The following is a 16381-nucleotide window of genomic DNA, read 5'->3' as shown; positions in this document are numbered from 1 at the left end:
TCATCGAGCTGAGCATGACGGGGACGACTTCGGCCGCTCGTCGCTCACGCTGCGCAGCGAACCGCGCATCACGCGCAAGAAAATCCTGACGCTTGATAAGATGTTGTTCCGCGATCGCACCCACTACGCGATTGCGGAGTACGAGCGTAGTCGCCAGACCATCGCCGAAGCTTGCGGAATTCGTTGCCGGGGAAGAAGCGGCGCACGGAGCGCACCGATCGAGTGCCACTGGCGGGCCGGGGCGGCGACCCACCTGCGGTTCTGCGGTTCGCCCTCAAAACCTACGCCTCCGGCTTGCTGCGCCCATACAGCAGCAACATCGCCGCGATCACGACGCCGTAGATGATCTGACGCCCCGCCTCCGGCATCTGTGCGACTGAGAGGATCGACTGCAGCAGCGTGATGAGGATCGCGCCAGCCACGGTGCCGAGATACGACCCTCGACCTCCCAGAATCGACGTGCCGCCAAGCACGACCGCCGCGATCGCCGGTAACAGGTAAGCATCGCCCATCGACTGCGCGGCCTTCGACGCATAACCCGCGAGCAGCACGCCGCCGAACGCCGCGAACGCGCTGCACACGGCAAAAGCGGCCACTGTCACGAGCCGCGTATTGATGCCGGAAAGATACGCCGCGCGTTCGGCGTTGCCAATCGCGTACAGCGTGCGGCCGAAGGTCGTGCGCGACAGCAGGAACATCGTGACGCCGCCGATCACGACCCACAGTGCGACCGCGTTCGGCACGCCCGGCACGAGCCAGCCCGCCGCGAGCCACCGCATCACGTCCGGCGCGGAATCCTGCGGCGACGATCCCCCCGTGTAGACGATCATGATGCCCTGCGCAACCGCATTGGTCGCGAGTGTCGCGATCATCGACGGAATGCGCAGGAGCGCGACGAGAATGCCGTTGACGATGCCGATCAGCACGCCGCAACCAATCCCGACCGGAATCGCGAGCGCGCGTCCGAGTTCGCCGTGTCCCGCGACGGCGCACGCCATCATCGCGCCGACCGTGATCGTCCACGGCAACGACAGGTCGATGTGACCGAGCAGGATCACCATCATCAGGCCGGTCGCGATGATGCCGAGGAACGCGCCGACCTTCAACTGCAGCAGGATGTACTCCGGCGACGTGAAGCTGCGCGAATACATTCCGCCGACAAGCAGTAGCGCGACGATGCACGCGAACGCGATCACGATCGGCTTGTCGATTCTGCGCGCGAGCCTCGACACGAACGTGGTCCGGCCGTTTGCGGAAACGTCGCTCATTGGAACCACTCCAGGCGGTTGCGCACCCGGAACAGCCCGCACGCGCCGATCGAGACGGCGAGCAGAAGGATCACGCCCTGGAACAACGGTTGCCATAGCGCATCGACGTTGAACACGAACAGCAGGTCGCCGATCGAGCGGAAGGCGAATGCGCCGAAGACCGCGCCGATCGCGCTGCCCCGGCCACCCAGCAGCGACACGCCGCCGATGACGACGGCGGCGATCGAAAACAAGGTATAGGAGTTGGCGCTGCCGAGGCTGGCTTCGCCGGTGTCCGTGAAGAACGTCAGAAAGAGGCCGCCAATCGCGGCGAGCAGGCCGGCGAGCGTATAGCTCACGAACTTCGCGCGGCGTATCGGCATGCCGGACAGAAAGGCCGCGGGCTCGGAGGAGCCGGTTGCATAAGCCGCGCGCCCGACCGCAGAGCGCTTGAAAGGAATCCAGACGATCACCACAGCCGCGAGCAGAATCAGCAGGCTCGCCGGGACGACGCCCGCAACCTTTCCGGTGAGTGCGTCGGCGAGGTCCTCGTTGATGGCTCCGCCGGGGACCGGGCGCAGCAGCAGCGCCAGTCCATAGTAGACGGCGCCCGTTGCGATCGTCGTCACGATCGGCTGCAGACGGCCGAAAATGATGATGGCGCCGTTGAGCGCGCCGCACAGCGCGCCCGCCGCGAGCACAGCGGCGATGCCGAGCGCGCTGTGCGGCGCGTCGCCCGTGACAATCCACGATCCCAGGCAATTCGTCAGCACGAGCATCATTCCAATCGACAGGTCGATGCCAGCGGTCAGCACAACGAGCGCCTGGCCCATCGACACCAGCGCGAGCAGTACCGCCTTGTTCGCTGCCGTCTGAAACACATTCGCCGACAACGTCGACGGATAGTTGAAGAGGTAAATCGCGAACATCAGCACGAACAGGCCGAAGGCGAACGCCGCCCCGCGATTCTCCGCATACCAGTAACGCAAGCCGCTCATCGCGCGACTCCTGTGGAAGCCGACATCTGTCCGACGGGCAGGTCCAGCGCGCTGGCAATGAGGTTCTGCTCGGTGATCGCCGCTCCGGCGAGTTCCTTCTTGATCCGGCCTTCGTACAACACGAGCACGCGGTCGCAGCAGCCGATCAGCTCGTCATAGTCGGTCGAATAGAAGACGATCGCGGCGCCCTCGTCGGCGAGGCGCCTGAGCAACTGATAGATCTCCTGCTTGGTGCCGACGTCAATGCCGCGCGTAGGATCGCAGAGGAGCAGGATTCTCGGCTGCCGGACCAGCCACTTCGCGATGACCACCTTTTGCTGGTTGCCGCCCGACAAGGAGCCCACGGCCGCGTCGACGCTGAACGACTTGATCGCGAGGAGCCCCATCATCCGGTTGACGAACGACTGCTGGCGGTCGCGATCGATCACGCCTGCGGTGGACATGCGATCGAGCGCGGCAAACGACAGATTCTCGCGCACCGACATCGGCAGCATCAGCCCTTCGGTCTTGCGATCCTCGGGAATCAGCGCCATACCGATTCTGTTGGCGCGAGCGGCCACCGGGCTCCCGATCGACACGACCTTGCCATCGATCTCGATCTCACCGGCGCAACCGCGCAGCACGCCGAACAATGCGAGCAGCAGCTCGCGCTGGCCTTGTCCGTCGAGGCCGCCCAGCCCGATGATCTCGCCGGGCCTCAAGCAAAAGCTGACGCCCCGCAGCGTGTCGTTCCACGCGAGATCGCGACAGGCGAGAACCGGCCCGGCGGCGCCGTGGGATTCGGGCTTGTCCGTGGGCTTTTCAGGAAACACATGCTGGTACTTGCGGCCGATCATCATCTCGACGACCTCATTGTCGGAGCGCGTGCCTGCCTCGAAGCTCATCACATGACGACCGTTCCGGTAGACGGTGCATTCGTCCGCGAGCGCCTTCACCTCGTGCATCCGGTGCGAGATGAACAGCAGCGCGAGCGCCTCTTCGCGCAGGCGCTTGAGCACTTCAATGACGCGCGCCACGTCGGCCGCGGTCAGCGCCGACGTGGCTTCGTCGAGGATCAGGATGCGCGGCTCATGCGCAAGCCCCTTCGCGAGTTCGACCATCTGCTGGCGCGACAGCGGCAGATCGCGGACTTTCGTGAGCGGATTGATGTCGGCCGCGCCCGCGCGGGCGAGCGCGGCCTCGGCCTGGCGGCGCTGGGCCCGGCGGTCGATCATGCCGAAGCGTCGTGGCGGGTTCGAAACGAAAATGTTGTCCGCCACGCTCAAGTCAGGGATCAGCGACAGCTCCTGATACACGCAGACAATGCCTGCCGCGTTCGCCGCGGCGGGCGACGCGAACGAGACTTCACGACCATCGAGGTGCATCGTGCCCTCGTCCGGCTGCACGACTCCGGACATCACCTTCAGTAGCGTGGACTTGCCCGCGCCATTCTCGCCGAGGACCGCGTGGATGCGTCCCCTGCGCACTGCAAGTTCCGCGTGATCCAGTGCGACGGCGCCGCCGTAGCTTTTCGACACGCCAGACATCTGAAAGAACGGCCGCTCTGCGTCCTGCCGCATGCTTCGTCTCCCGTCACGTCGCCGGCCGCCATCCAGTCACTGGTTGCCCTGGCTCTGCTTCATGATTTCCTGCGCGGAGAAGTTGATACCGCAAGTCGGAAACGAGTTGCCGACGAAGAAGTTATCGGATTCGTTCGGGAAGTAGTTGACGCCCGCCTTCAGGTTCGCCGCGTCTGTGATGTCGAGCGGCAGCTTGATTGCCACCGGAACCGTCTGACCGTCCAGCGCCGCGAGCGCCGTCTTGATCGCCACGGCCACCTGAGCGGGACCGCTGCCCGCCGACGTGCATTTCAGGCCCTGGCTCCCGTACTGCGCACAGAACTTGCGAAAGCCGTTTTCCGTCTCGCCGCCGAACGGGACGAACGGATGCTTGGCGTCGAGCATCGCGCGCACGACACCCGTATCGCCGCCCTGCGCCGAAATTCCATCGAAATGACCCTGCACCGCAATTGCGTCGGCGGCGGCCTTCTGCGCGACCCCGTCGTCCCACTTGCCGTAGACCTGGACGACGTTCCACTTCTTGCCGGTCTCGTCCAACGTTTTCTGGAAACCATTGTGCCGATCCGTGTCGACCGACGTGCCGGCCACCCCGCGAACCTCGAGCACCTTGCCTCCGTTCGGCACATGGCCCGCGAGCCACTTGGCCCACAGCACGCCGAGCCCGTACTGGTCGACGTCGACGTTGATCGCGTCTTCGCTGTCGAGCGTGTTGTCGAACGCGATCAGCACGACGCCGGCTTTCTTCGCGCGGCGGATCGCCGGGCCGAATGAGGAGGGGTTCTGCGCGTCCACGATGATCGCGTCATACCCGGCGTCAATGAAATTGTTGACGGCCGAGATCTGCGCCGGGACATCCTCGCCGGTCGAGACGACCTTGAATTCCTTCAGTTTCGCGGCGACCGCCGGTTGTGCCGTGTAGGCCTTTGCTGTCTTGATCATCTGGATGCGCCACGTGTTGGCGATATAGCCATTCACGAGTGCGATCCGATAGGGTCCGTTCTTCTTCGGATACTTGATGAACTTCGTGTCACTCTTCCAGGGAACCATGCATGTGGGATCGCTGGACGGACCGGAAACAATCGATGCCTGCGCGAAAGCCGCACTTGCGCATAGCGCCAATGCCGCGGTCGCCGCCGCTCGAAGCACTTGGATTCCTGAAAGCATGTTGTCTCCTTTTTTTTGGATTGAACCTACCGACTGCTGGCGCACATGCTCGTCGTGGGTTGGCGACACGGTGTGCGGGGAGCACGGAACCTTGTGGATTTGCTAAGCGGGACTGGATCGAACTAGCCGAAGCACCATTTCAAAGATGCCCCCTCGACGCGAAAGGAAGGGCACGCGCGTACGCGTTCGCGTCTGACAGTACTGGCATACCAATGCACGCGCGATAGTGGTTTACCAGCGTACGCGATACATGGCGCGTTCGGGCTGAAACGCCTGGTGGATAAAGGCTGAGCTGTGGTAGACAGATGCTGCGTCGCACAGGGATTGGTGTACCATTTTGACCAACTTCGGCCGTCGCCCGGCGGCTTTGACGATTTCGAGAGTTCCAGATGGCCGACCTTTCGCACGCGCCAACCGGCCGGGTGGCCGACGCGGACGCGGCCGATCGCTCGTATGTCGGTTTGGCGAATCAGATCTACGAGTTGATAGCGGCTGGCGACATCGCGCCTCGTGCCCGCCTGCCTTCCGAGCGCGCGCTAGCCGAGCGTTTTGGCGTGAGCCGCACGCAGGTGAGGGAGGCGATCATCGCGCTGGAAGTGCAGGGCGTCGTCGAGGTCCGTGTCGGGTCAGGCATCTACGTGGCCGAAGCACCGGAGGCGAGGGCCGTCACGTTCAAGCTGCCGCGCGGATTGGGCCCGATCGAGACGCTGCGCGCCCGGGCGGTGATCGAAAGCGGGATCGCGGCGCTCGCAGCTACCGAACGCAAGGATTCGGACCTCGACCGCCTCTTCGCCGCGTTGCGCGCGATGCGCGAAAACATGGATGACAAGGCTGCTAACGAAGCCGCTGACCGCGATTTCCATCTGGCGATTGCACGGGCGACGGGAAACGAAGTACTTCAATTCGTCGTGACCGCGATGTGGGATAGCTCCCGCGCCGACCCGCTTTGGAAAAAGATCGAGGAGCACTTCCATACTCCCGCGTTGCGGGAGGCTTCACAAGATGACCATCAGCGCATCTTTTCGGCCATCATGGCGCGAGATGCGAGCGCGGCGCGCGCGGCGATGCAGGCGCATCTCGCGCGCGTGGTCGGCGAGTTCACGCAGGCTTGGCGTTAGCCCGGTGGTCCGGCTGTGCGTGACGCGGCCGGATAGATGATGCCCGTCGGCGGTGGGCGAAAAGACCGGGGAGTTGCACGCCTGAGTCCGGATTCGAGCGCGCGTCAGATCGGACGAGGCGTCTTTAGGCGTCTTTGCGACAGGGACTTGCGGCTGAGTTCGGGCTACGATTCGAGCGCTTCAAAATCCTATCCTGAGCGGCTCAGGATGATTCCGACTGATCGACACTTTTTCGCCTGTCGGGAAACCCGCCACCGTGACCGGTACTTGATTGCTGATGCATCCGGGCGGATCCGCAAGAAGGAGCGAGCGAGCTGTAAAGGACTGCACCGGACCGTCGGCAGCGACGTAGACCGTTACATCGGTGCCTTGTCGTATCGTGATAGCCGGCCTCGGCCCGCCGATTGGATCTCCGGTGCAGTCAATCGACATGCATTCTGCAGATGCAAACGTGGCCCGACTGAAGTCGGTGGCCGAGTCATGACCGCTTAAAGCCATCGCGAGCGATACAGTGGGTCCCGGCAAGCACCGCTTCGCGGTGCGGAACGGGCATACACGTTCAAGTAAGTTGCATACAGCGCCGCCGCTTGGTCTGCGCCGAGAACTGATGACCATCGGCTCGTCTTGCCTTCGTCGCCTGCTCCGATGTGCTTTCAAGGCAACGCGCGGCAGCATGAATGCCGGTACCCCTTCCCGCGCGCGCACGAAGGGGCATCAGCGCAGAAACCGGGATGCGTTTCAGTTGATCATCGGGCCTTTGATCCGTCCTTCCCAGATGGCGTTGTTGATGCCGAAATCGTCAACGGTCGTCGTGGAGGGACCGCCATTGACCGTGGCGAGGACACTGCGTCCGCCGACGATGCGCTGCATTTGCGCGCGCGTGAGCGTGGCTTCGTCGCTATGCGCGAGCGGATCGTGCGGAATGTCGGCGATGACGAGAATGCTCTTCATGATGTTTCTCCGGGCTATACGAATGCGAAGGATCGTGAGATCTGGATGAGCACGGAGTGCTCGCCTCGGTTTTTGCAAGGCCTATGCCAATATCCCCGAGCGCACGTATGAATGCGCCGAGGCCTTATTTGATGGTCCCGTGCGCGTATTCGGCGCGCATTTGCCTTTGACCTTGATGGTCTGTATGTTGGACGCCCACGAACAGATATCAGCCGTGCTGTTGGCATTGTCCATCGCATTGCATTCGCTGAAAATCTAGAAACCCTGCCTGCGTGTATCGACAAGGACAGCTATAAGTTCGCATTCGCTAGCCGCCTCAAGAAGACTCCTGGATGGCCGTCTCGCGAAGTAGTCGCCGTCCGAGATTTCCGATGAAAGGTGAGACCGTACGCGTGATAATTCGCGTTATCAACGGTGTGGTTTTTGCGAAGGGCGGTCGGACGTGATTTACGCTGGTGATAATCGGCCAGCGCCGGATCGACGCGCGGAGGACGTCCAACTGGGGCGCCACGATCCGGCTGGCGGGATTCACTGACCTTTGAATAGTTCGCTTCGATACCCTCGGTTCGTTTAAGTTTGAACTATCCGCAGTTTGGTTCATTCAACTTTTTAAGTCCCCGACGGTGTCCATGAAACTCACGTGCGCCGATCGATTGCGTAGTGCAGGGGCGCTACTTGGATCGGCCGGCATCCAACAGCGCTCCCACAGGAATGCCTGCCCCACCCGGTCGCTGCCACGAAAGGATGACGCCACCCGCGACGATCGCCACCATGTCGAGAAAGACTTGTACGTCTACGTTCTCGCGAAAGACGTCCGAGGCGATCAAGGCAGTCAGGACGCCCTCGAGATTCAGTAGCAGTGACGTGGTCGCGGCCGGCGTGCTGGAGAGCCCGAGCTCGATAGCGCCGGGCCTGCAACACCTCCTGCTGCGATCGCTCTGAGTTGTCCGTTCATTGGATAGGCGTGGATTCAGTAACTTGAAGATAGCCGCGCAGAACGCATTCCGCGTTCCGCAGGTCTTCCTGCGTCTGACGACCGCAGTGGGAAAGTTAACTTGTAGAGATAAGAACAGAGACGTAGCATATGTTACATGAACACGCTTTCCACATGGTCGCTACTGGTTTTGGCGCTGCCCACCGAGAACGCGACAGCGCGTATGCGTTTCTGGCGGGCGCTTAAGGCCAAGGGTTGCGCGGTCCTGCGCGATGGCATTTACCTGCTCCCCTTCACGGTCGACCGGGAAACGGCGCTCCGGGACCTTGCGACCGCCATCGGGGAGAGCGGCGGTACGGCGCATCTACTGCGGGCGCCCAGTCTGGATCAGGAACAGGAAGCCGAGTTTCGCGACCTGTTCGACCGATCTAACGATTACGACGCCCTGATTAGCGCGCTCAGTGACGCGCGCAAGATCGTCTTTGGACAGGCAGAAACGGAACTCAGGCGACTGATGCGACGTCTGCGAAAGGATTACGAAAGCATCCTTGCGATCGACTTTTTCCCCACTGAGGCTTCCACCCGCGCCGAAGTGGCTTGGCAGGATTTCGTGGCACATGTCGATACTGTGATGTCTCCTGGCGAGCCGCATCCGGCCGAGCGCGCGATCCGAACGCTTGCGCTCAAGGACTACCGGGGGCGCACGTGGGCGACACGGCGGCGTATCTGGGTCGATCGGGTGGCGAGCGCCTGGCTCATCCGCCGCTTCATTGATCCCGACGGTCGGTTCATCTGGCTCACATCGCCGGACGCTTGCCCGTCCGATGCGCTCGGTTTTGACTTCGATGGCGCGGCATTCACGCACGTAGGCGAACGCGTCACGTTCGAGGTCTTGATGGCGAGCTTCAACCTTGAGAGCGATCCGGCTCTGCTGCGGCTGGCTGCTATGGTCCACGCGCTCGATGTAGGCGGCGCTCCCGTTCCCGAGGCGATCGGCTTCGAGGCCATCATGGCGGGCGCTCGTGAACGCGTTGCTGACGACGACGCATTACTCGACGAGATGAGTCGTGTGCTTGATTCCATGTATACGCATTTCGCAGCGATCGCGAAAAGCGCTGACCACGGAGGCCGACCATGAGCACGACCGCGACGGCCACGCCTTCCTATTCACTCGGTCAACTGATGCTGTACATGCTGAAACTCGGGACGTTTGGTTTCGGCGGACCGGTCGCGCTGGTCGGTTACATGCACCGGGATCTGGTCGAGAGGCGCGGATGGATCGGCGAAGACGACTATCGTGAAGGCCTCGCACTCGCGCAAATGATGCCCGGACCACTAGCCGCGCAACTCGCGATCTACCTTGGTTATGTGCATTACCGCATCATCGGCGCGACGACGGTCGGCGTTGCATTCGTGCTGCCTTCCTTTCTGATGGTCGTGGCGCTCGGATGGGCATACGTGCATTTCGGCGGGCTGCCGTGGATGCAGGCGGTCTTCTACGGCGTCGGAGCGGCAGTGGTGGGCATCATTGCCATGAGCGCGTATAAGCTGACCAACAAGACGCTCGGCGCTGACAAGACACTATGGGGAATCTTTCTGGTCCTCGCAGTCGTGACCGTCGTGACAGAGTCTGAAATCGCTTGGCTGTTCATTGCCGGCGGGCTTGCGAACATGTTCCGCCGGTCGCCGCCTGCGTGGCTCGGCAAAGACGGAGCGAATGCGCTGGTCTCAGCCCAGGCACCCGCGCTAAGCGGTGCGCTGAGTAGTCTCGACTTATCGTTGCTCGGTCAGATTGGCTTGTTCTTCGCGAAGGCCGGCGCGTTCGTGTTCGGTTCGGGACTCGCAATTGTTCCTTTTCTCTACGGCGGAGTCGTCACCGAACACCACTGGCTGAACGAAAAGCAGTTTGTCGATGCGGTGGCCGTGGCGATGATCACGCCCGGGCCAGTCGTCATTACCGTGGGTTTCATCGGCTATCTTGTGGCGGGTTTGCCTGGTGCCTGTGTTGCCGCCCTAGGCACGTTCCTGCCTTGCTACTTGTTCACCGTGCTACCGGCGCCGTACTTCAAGAGGTACGGAAGGCTTCCTGCCGTGAAAGCGTTCGTCGATGGCATCACTGCGGCGGCCATCGGCGCCATCGCCGGTTCGGTGATCGTAATCGCGAAACGGTCGATTGTTGACTGGCCGACCGCGCTGCTCGCCGTCGCGACAGTTTTGCTGCTGTGGCGCTTCAGGAAGCTGCAAGAGCCTGTCATCGTGGCGACCGCTTCGCTCATCGGTCTGGCCGTCTTTCCGCTTTATCACGTGTACGCGCACTGAGCAGCGGTGCGGGCATCGGAGCTAAAGGAGTACATCATGGCAACTCGGCGCGCCTTCCTTCAAGACTCCGCTGCTATCGGCGCAGGTCTGCTCATGGCGAATGCGCATTCAGCAGGCGCGGCCGAGAGCCTCGGCTATGTCGACAAGCATCATCGATGCGGACGGCAAGTATGCCGCTGCGCCGTTACCGTATGCCTCCGATGCACTTGAGCCGGTCATTGATGCGCGCACCGTCGAACGGCACTACAACTTTCACCACAAGCCTGCGGTGGCAGCGGCGAACAAGGCAGAGGAGGCGCTCGCCAAGGCACGATGCACAGACGACTTTGTGCTCGTGAAGCATCACGAGAAGGAGCTCGCCTTCCAACTTTCCAGTCACATCTTGCATACCGTGTACTGAACGAGCATCTCGGGTAAAGGCGGAGATCCTAAAAACGAACTTGCGAAGGCAATCGATAGGACGCTCGACCGCGGCAGCAGGCGCTCAGTGCGATATGCGCAGGAATATGGCACGTACGTTGCGTATTTGCAAGGAAGCGTTTAGAAGCAGGCGCACGAAATGGCCTCAGTTGATCCCGGTCGTCGTGACTTCGGCCAAGCCACGGCCGAGCGTGCTTCCAACGCCGTGGACGATGTACTTTCAAAAACCCGTCAATCCTGTCGTACTCGAAGCGGCAGTCGAATCGTTAGTCGCCCAGCGGTATTGGGACGTTCCTGGGCCGGGCTCAGGTCCGGCTCGGGCACCATCCCGATTGGCATCCATTCACAAGAAAGAATGGATGTAAGACCAGCAACGCGCTCCGATGAAAAAAGGCGTGCACGCCTAAAAGACCCCTCGACTCCCCGGTCGAGACGCCATCACCCAACGGAGGTACCCTCGCAGCTTCGTTTGACACGAGCGCTTCGAACGGCGCCGGTGGCAGGTCCGCGCAGGGTTGGACGAACCGATCGAAACCGGCGGGCGCAGTCTGCCTGCCCTGGTCGACCGGTCGTGCCTTCGACACGTCCGATTCCGACGGAATGCCGCCCATGTCGAAAATCTGCGACCAGCGGTAACTAAACCAGCCATTGCGGGTGACCAGACACTCCTTGTTCATCGCAAACTGCCGCGCCACGGCTTCCATGTCGAGTGTCCCACTGCCCGGAACGACAACGACGGACTTCGCGTGATAGACCTTCTTCCGGCCCTTGGAAATGTCGCGCACGACGCCCTGCTAGCGCTCCGACATAGGACTGATCGATCGGTCGGTATAGACGACCGAATATTTGGAGAAGCCCCTCGCGGTCGCCACCGGGAAGTAGTCGTGGCACGCTCGCCACGCGCCGGCTGGCCGCGAGAATGCGCGAGAACATGGCGCGCGTGCGTGCGCGCATCGATCCATCCGGCGCGAGACATTCGTTCGGCCCGTCTGCGGCATCCCATTAGAACGCCCCTTGGCTTATCGCTTCATTTCTTCCTGCGCGGCTGCATTAACCATTTGCTCAATCGCGACGCGGTTTTTTTAACTTGCAGATGACATCCCGCTGGCAGAATTTGACCACTGCCAAAACACATCGAAAAAAGCCCACGGGAGCGGCCATCCCGACGCCGCTTTACCGGCTCAGTGAGCAACATGACGGAGACACAGAGAAATGAAATACCGGACCGCGATACGCGTCTGCGCTGCACTTCTGAGCGCTTTGTCCGCTTGGGCGCAAGACGAGGAAGAGGACGCACCGCCCCCGAAGCCCGTCGGCGCGAGCGCAGTAACGCTATACGGTTTGATCGATCAGGGTGTCGAATTCGTCAACAACGTCGCCAATGGCAAGAATAAGACCGCGAACGGATGGCGCACGGGAGATGGCACCGCCACCTCTTACTTCGGCATCCGAGGCAGTGAAGATCTGGGCGGTGGCGTCAAGGCGATCTTCGACTTGCAGGGCGGCTTCAGTCCGACGACCGGCGCATCGAGACAGGGCGGGCGCATCTTCGGCCGGCAGTCCTATGTCGGTATCGACGGGAAGTACGGCCGTCTGACGTTCGGCCGCCAGTACACGATGCGCTTCTTCGGCATCCCGTTCATCAATCCGTTCGGCACGGGCGCGCAAGGTCTCACGACACTCGACAACGGCATCGCCAACGCACGCGCCGATAACTCGGTGAGCTATCGCTATTTTCTCGGCGATTTCGAGGGAGGCGTCAACTACAGCTTTGGGGGTAACCCGCTTCCGTGGATGGTTAAGCAGTTGAATTTTGAATGGATTGATTCCCTCCGGTTTGGGCAGTGCCGCGAGTTGTCCACGGCCGGTCGGCGGGTCGCCTCTTACGACCACGACGCCGGCCGGCGGGGGACAACTCGCCAGTGATGGCGATTCGGTTTTGTTCCTCGTGAAGTTGCTCGTAGCGCATCGGCGAGCGGTAACCGATGCCGCTATGGCGACGGCTGACGTTGTACCAACCTTCGGTCCATGAGAACAGCGCTTGCCGCGCCTGTGCGCGGGTTTGGAAGTGTGTGCGGGCGAGCAGTTCACATTCGAGTGTCGCGAAGCGGCTCAAACTCCTTGGCCAGTTCCTCCGGCGTGCGACCGGCCTTGACCAGTTCGACTATCTGGGCCCGGAATTCCGCCGGGTACGGGGTACGGTGCTTCGCCATAATGGGCACCTCCTGAACAAAAAGATAGATGTCCACGAAAGCGGGTCAACTCCAAGAAGCCCTCTACGGTGCCACGCTGATGATTTCAATGGAGTGGTTCAGACCGCGCAGTGATTGTCGTGCGGATTGGGATCGACCCTGCGCCGGAGGTCCGTACCGGGAGCTTGAGGGCGCCGAGGCCAAGCAGGAACCACAGCGGATTCTTCTGGGATGTCGCCTATCACACCGCAGTCACGCGATGCAATTCGACTTGCACGCGTGCGTGGCCGCGGAACAAACAGGTATCGCCGAGACGTGAAAGAAGATACCCCCTGCGATTGTCAGGGGAGAGGCATTATCATCTTATAATGCATCGAGCGATATAGAATGCAAGTATTTTATGGACGGGATCTTGAATGGTATGCCGTAGCGCACCCGGCACGGCGAATTCACGCGTGAGCCAACAACTGTGTCGCCCCCAATACGTATCGTGCAGACCCTGCGATGCACGTCTGCCGTGACGGGCTACATCATCTGAAAGGAGGATTCTCGATGTTGAATACGCAAACACCAACAGCAGCACTACGGTTTGTTCCGAAGGTCTACCACGCGATCGATTCGATGGACGAGGAGGGTTCGCAAACTGTCTGACCGAGAACTGCACATTCGTCTACGCAAACAGCGATCCTGTCATCGATCGCGCAAAAACGGCTGCAACCTCGCAGAATTTCCTCAAGCAACTTGCGCGGATCAGGCATCACATCCTCACTGTGTGGGCCTTCGAAGATGTCATCGTTTCCCAGATATCTGTGACTTACACACGTAAGGATGCGTCAACGCTGACGGTTCCGGCTGTGACCATCTGGAAATTGCAGGAGGAACTGATCGACGAATGCCAAATATACGTTGATGCTTCTCCGTTGTTCGAACGTTGATCGAAGGGCAAGGAAATGAATCGCGATCTTGAAGGGAGGACCATCATCGCCACCGGTGGCGGCTCCGGAATCGGGCGCGCGGCGGCGTTGGCGTGCTCCATCGCGCCGCGGTCGACTATGGCGACAAGCATATCCGAGTCAACACCATCCTCCCGGGTGTGGTGAACACTCCAATGGTTCAGGCGCTGGTGTCCGATCCGCAATTCGCCGGTCTGATCGAGAAGATTAGAGCAGGTCATCCGTTGGAACGAATCGGCGCTCCGGAGGAGATTGCCGCTGCGGTCGTCTGGCTTCTTTCGGATAAGGCATCCTTTGTGACGGGAAACGAACTGGTGGTCGACGGGGGATTCCTGGCCACTTGATGCGCTACTGCGGTTCATATAACCGTTCGATTACGAGGCGTACGGCCTGCGGCGACCGGAGTCGTGACCGCGGCTGTCGACTTTGCTTCGCCGCCGGTCCATGGAGGCGTTACTATTCCTGTAGTATGATCTCACTCTAGCTGAATCTATGTCGAACGAATAGTAGCGACCGATGGCTCGATGTCATGGCGAGGAACAAGGGAATGCCCAAATCTAATGCATCCGCAGTCGCAGCAGCCAAGAGCGCTCCGAAGATAGCAGAGGCAGCAGCGACGAGACCTTCAGACGTTTTTGATGATCGCGGCAGAACCGTTCCGTGGATTGCACGAACGATTCATCGCCTCTACGATGCACAGGGACAGAAGCTTCTCGACAGGGAGAGTATTCCAATTGCATATTGGTATTACCTCCGGGTGCTGGCTGAACGCGGCGAGATCAATCAGCTCGAGCTGAGCAAGCGCGTGGGCATCGCGTCGACGACAGCGGTTCCCGCACTCGACTATCTGGAGAAGCGCGGTCTGGTGAAGCGAGTCCGAGATCCAAATGACAGGCGAAAGTATTTCGTCGTCCTACAGGATGAAGGAAAGCGTCTCGTCGACCGAATGCTGCCCGATCTGACCGACATGATTTCGGGTTCGCTCGACGGAATCTCGCAGAGGGACATGCGCGTTTTCTGGAAGGTCATGCACCAGATCGAAGCGAACCTGATTCAGATGGCACAAGGCGATACGATCGTTGACTGACTAATTTCTTCGTCCTCCGCGTCCGGGGGACTACTTTGCGAATCGTTTCATCCTGCGGCAAATGCGTGCGGTCGGGAGGGATTACGCGCTGTCGCTGCTCGCGTGCCTGTCTTCAAGCAGCCTTCGCGAACACTGTCGCTTCGCACGCTGAACGCAGCGCTCCGCTCGTGTCAGGAGGGGAGGCTGCATACTCATATCTGCCCGGTGCTTGTCAGTGTGCTGCACGTGCAACAGCCGCGCTGGCTTGCTACTTGCCTAGATTGATCCGATTTCCCGTTTTACTTGACTGCTCGATTGCATCGAGCACTTTGTGCAGGTCGCATGCATGGTCGAAGCTGGGCGCCGTGCGAGTGCCATGTCGCAGGTCATCAGCGATCAACCGGTAAACGCCGGCAACATTGCGCGCAGCAACGGCCTCGCTGGCGTCAATGGGGAACGGATCCGGGACCTCGAGTTCTTCGTAACCGCTCTCGCCTTTGCGTCCGAACTCGATGCGCAGCGGGGAGATGTTGACCGCGGGGACGTACTCGTTTTTTGCGGTGACGCGCAAGTCGCCCTCGCTTCCGTTGACCTCCCATAGCAGCTTCGTCCCACGCGGCACGCCACCGCGGAGTTCTAATGAAAGCGGGGCGCCAGAGCGCAGAATCGCGCTTGCCATGAGATGGTCGGGCGTTTTCATCTCGACAGTTTCTCCGGTTTCGATGATGCGCACGGTTCGCCTGCGTTGTGACAACACCGCGTCGATCTGTTCGATGTCGCCGAGGACCGTATCGATAGCAGAGATCGCGTGGCCGCCAATCACGGAGAGCAGTGTGGCGCCGTTCCGGTTGTCCATGGCATAGGCGTCACCCTGCAGGATGTCGTCGCCCCAACTGAAACCTGAGCCGATGTACGTCGAAGACAGGACATCGCCGATCTTGCCGTCCGCGACGAGCTTGCGCATGAACTGCACTTCCGGGGAGGCGATTGCCTGCGCGCCCACGACGGCCAATGCGTTGTTTTCGCGCGCGAGTTCGGCAAGTGCGATTGTTTCTTCAAGTCCGTTGCCAAGCGGCCATTCGCTGTACACGCTCTTGCCTGCCAGCAAGGCGGCCGTAACGACTTCCTTGTGGTGCTGAACCTTGACGGTGACGACGACGATATCGATGTCCGGCGACGCGGCCAGTGCTGCCGCACTGCTGAACGCGCGCGGAATGTTGAACGCGGCGGCGGCCGCTTGCGCGCTCGCGAGACTCGTATTCGCCACACCAGCGAGCTCGAAAATGTCGGACATGGCCTGCAAGGCCGGAATATGGGCGGTAGCCGCCCAACCGCGTCCCGGACTCAGGCCGACAATGCCGACACGATATTTCCCTTCCATTGCTTCCTCCTCGAATCTTTAGGCATGGCTTCAATCTTGAGCGCGTGCTCTCAAATACTGACGTTATGGGGGGCGGTCA

General features: G+C 61.1%; 14 protein-coding genes and 4 pseudogenes. 8 read left to right on the top strand and 10 right to left on the bottom strand.

The window, feature by feature from the left end:
• Window positions 1–281 precede the first annotated feature (281 nt).
• The 4 genes from AWB83_RS12490 to AWB83_RS12475 are packed head-to-tail and all read right to left on the bottom strand — an operon-like array spanning window position 282 to window position 4968.
• Complete coding sequence (locus AWB83_RS12490; protein ID WP_087045673.1) at window positions 282–1268, bottom strand: ABC transporter permease; 987 nt, start codon at window positions 1266–1268, stop codon at window positions 282–284.
• Window positions 1265–2245, bottom strand: a complete 981-nt coding sequence (locus tag AWB83_RS12485; RefSeq protein WP_087045671.1) for an ABC transporter permease — start codon at window positions 2243–2245, stop codon at window positions 1265–1267. The genes AWB83_RS12490 and AWB83_RS12485 overlap by 4 nt, the downstream gene beginning before the upstream one ends.
• Window positions 2242–3804: a sugar ABC transporter ATP-binding protein gene (locus AWB83_RS12480; RefSeq protein WP_087045668.1), complete on the bottom strand. Its 1563-nt coding sequence runs from the start codon at window positions 3802–3804 to the stop codon at window positions 2242–2244. Before AWB83_RS12480 ends, AWB83_RS12485 begins: the two co-directional genes overlap by 4 nt.
• Window positions 3805–3840: 36 nt before the next feature.
• Window positions 3841–4968: a sugar ABC transporter substrate-binding protein gene (locus AWB83_RS12475; protein ID WP_087045666.1), complete on the bottom strand. Its 1128-nt coding sequence runs from the start codon at window positions 4966–4968 to the stop codon at window positions 3841–3843.
• Window positions 4969–5357: 389 nt separating this feature from the next.
• Here AWB83_RS12475 and AWB83_RS12470 point away from each other — a divergent pair, with 389 nt between their 5' ends.
• Window positions 5358–6086 carry a FadR/GntR family transcriptional regulator gene (locus AWB83_RS12470; RefSeq protein ID WP_087045664.1) on the top strand — a complete coding sequence of 243 codons (729 nt, stop codon included), beginning with the start codon at window positions 5358–5360 and terminating at the stop codon, window positions 6084–6086.
• 738 nt (window positions 6087–6824) lie between these two features.
• Here AWB83_RS12470 and AWB83_RS12465 read toward each other — a convergent pair.
• Window positions 6825–7037, bottom strand: coding sequence for a hypothetical protein (locus AWB83_RS12465; protein ID WP_087045662.1), 213 nt, complete (start codon window positions 7035–7037; stop codon window positions 6825–6827).
• Between the two features lie 683 nt (window positions 7038–7720).
• Window positions 7721–7974, bottom strand: a pseudogene (locus AWB83_RS37235) (EamA family transporter); the annotation flags it as partial.
• Window positions 7975–8128: 154 nt separating this feature from the next.
• On the opposite strand from AWB83_RS37235, the gene AWB83_RS12455 reads away from it, so the two are divergent.
• The 3 genes from AWB83_RS12455 to AWB83_RS37230 all read left to right on the top strand — a co-directional run bounded on the left by AWB83_RS12455 (window position 8129) and on the right by AWB83_RS37230 (window position 10690).
• A complete protein-coding gene (locus tag AWB83_RS12455; protein WP_087045660.1) occupies window positions 8129–9109 on the top strand; it encodes a chromate resistance protein ChrB domain-containing protein in 981 nt (326 codons plus the stop codon).
• Window positions 9106–10290 carry a chromate transporter gene (locus tag AWB83_RS12450; protein ID WP_087045658.1) on the top strand — a complete coding sequence of 395 codons (1185 nt, stop codon included), beginning with the start codon at window positions 9106–9108 and terminating at the stop codon, window positions 10288–10290. Before AWB83_RS12455 ends, AWB83_RS12450 begins: the two co-directional genes overlap by 4 nt.
• A gap of 136 nt (window positions 10291–10426) precedes the next feature.
• Window positions 10427–10690: a hypothetical protein gene (locus AWB83_RS37230; RefSeq protein ID WP_087045656.1), complete on the top strand. Its 264-nt coding sequence runs from the start codon at window positions 10427–10429 to the stop codon at window positions 10688–10690.
• Between the two features lie 556 nt (window positions 10691–11246).
• Here AWB83_RS37230 and AWB83_RS12440 read toward each other — a convergent pair.
• A pseudogene (locus AWB83_RS12440) lies at window positions 11247–11601 on the bottom strand (alanine--glyoxylate aminotransferase family protein); the annotation flags it as partial.
• A 321-nt stretch (window positions 11602–11922) separates the two neighbouring features.
• Between AWB83_RS12440 and AWB83_RS12435 the strand changes: the two are divergent.
• Window positions 11923–12636, top strand: coding sequence for a porin (locus AWB83_RS12435; protein ID WP_244197697.1), 714 nt, complete (start codon window positions 11923–11925; stop codon window positions 12634–12636).
• A gap of 22 nt (window positions 12637–12658) precedes the next feature.
• On the opposite strand, the pseudogene AWB83_RS37225 reads toward AWB83_RS12435, so the two are convergent.
• Window positions 12659–12823: pseudogene (locus AWB83_RS37225) on the bottom strand (IS3 family transposase); the annotation flags it as partial.
• A pseudogene (locus tag AWB83_RS36470) lies at window positions 12807–12923 on the bottom strand (transposase); the annotation flags it as partial. The pseudogenes AWB83_RS36470 and AWB83_RS37225, both read right to left, overlap by 17 nt.
• A gap of 524 nt (window positions 12924–13447) precedes the next feature.
• Between AWB83_RS36470 and AWB83_RS37640 the strand changes: the two are divergent.
• The 3 genes from AWB83_RS37640 (at window position 13448) to AWB83_RS12405 (ending at window position 14942) form a co-directional block, all read left to right on the top strand.
• Window positions 13448–13837: a nuclear transport factor 2 family protein gene (locus tag AWB83_RS37640; protein ID WP_341866700.1), complete on the top strand. Its 390-nt coding sequence runs from the start codon at window positions 13448–13450 to the stop codon at window positions 13835–13837.
• 92 nt (window positions 13838–13929) lie between these two features.
• On the top strand, window positions 13930–14199 hold the full coding sequence (locus tag AWB83_RS12410; RefSeq protein WP_244197696.1) for an SDR family oxidoreductase: 270 nt from the start codon (window positions 13930–13932) through the stop codon (window positions 14197–14199).
• A gap of 203 nt (window positions 14200–14402) precedes the next feature.
• On the top strand, window positions 14403–14942 hold the full coding sequence (locus AWB83_RS12405; protein ID WP_087045916.1) for a MarR family winged helix-turn-helix transcriptional regulator: 540 nt from the start codon (window positions 14403–14405) through the stop codon (window positions 14940–14942).
• A gap of 247 nt (window positions 14943–15189) precedes the next feature.
• On the opposite strand, the gene AWB83_RS12400 is transcribed toward AWB83_RS12405, so the two are convergent.
• Complete coding sequence (locus AWB83_RS12400; protein ID WP_087045649.1) at window positions 15190–16302, bottom strand: Gfo/Idh/MocA family protein; 1113 nt, start codon at window positions 16300–16302, stop codon at window positions 15190–15192.
• Window positions 16303–16381: the final 79 nt, after the last annotated feature.

The organism is Caballeronia ptereochthonis, from assembly GCF_001545075.1.
GTDB classification, from domain to species: Bacteria; Pseudomonadota; Gammaproteobacteria; order Burkholderiales; family Burkholderiaceae; genus Caballeronia; species Caballeronia ptereochthonis.
The sequence above is the reverse complement of the archived record's forward strand: the minus strand, read 5'-3'. Positions and strand labels throughout refer to the sequence as shown.

Bases quoted from the DNA above. Each gene is read 5' to 3' on its own strand.
- AWB83_RS12490 (WP_087045673.1), bottom strand. From the start codon at position 1,268: ATGAGCGACGTTTCCGCAAACGGCCGGACCACGTTCGTGTCGAGGCTC.
- AWB83_RS12405 (WP_087045916.1), top strand. From the start codon at position 14,403: ATGCCCAAATCTAATGCATCCGCAGTCGCAGCAGCCAAGAGCGCTCCG.
- AWB83_RS12400 (WP_087045649.1), bottom strand. From the start codon at position 16,302: ATGGAAGGGAAATATCGTGTCGGCATTGTCGGCCTGAGTCCGGGACGC.
- AWB83_RS12435 (WP_244197697.1), top strand. From the start codon at position 11,923: ATGAAATACCGGACCGCGATACGCGTCTGCGCTGCACTTCTGAGCGCT.
- AWB83_RS12450 (WP_087045658.1), top strand. From the start codon at position 9,106: ATGAGCACGACCGCGACGGCCACGCCTTCCTATTCACTCGGTCAACTG.
- AWB83_RS12475 (WP_087045666.1), bottom strand. From the start codon at position 4,968: ATGCTTTCAGGAATCCAAGTGCTTCGAGCGGCGGCGACCGCGGCATTG.
- AWB83_RS12470 (WP_087045664.1), top strand. From the start codon at position 5,358: ATGGCCGACCTTTCGCACGCGCCAACCGGCCGGGTGGCCGACGCGGAC.
- AWB83_RS12465 (WP_087045662.1), bottom strand. From the start codon at position 7,037: ATGAAGAGCATTCTCGTCATCGCCGACATTCCGCACGATCCGCTCGCG.
- AWB83_RS12480 (WP_087045668.1), bottom strand. From the start codon at position 3,804: ATGCGGCAGGACGCAGAGCGGCCGTTCTTTCAGATGTCTGGCGTGTCG.
- AWB83_RS12485 (WP_087045671.1), bottom strand. From the start codon at position 2,245: ATGAGCGGCTTGCGTTACTGGTATGCGGAGAATCGCGGGGCGGCGTTC.
- AWB83_RS37230 (WP_087045656.1), top strand. From the start codon at position 10,427: ATGTCGACAAGCATCATCGATGCGGACGGCAAGTATGCCGCTGCGCCG.
- AWB83_RS12455 (WP_087045660.1), top strand. From the start codon at position 8,129: ATGAACACGCTTTCCACATGGTCGCTACTGGTTTTGGCGCTGCCCACC.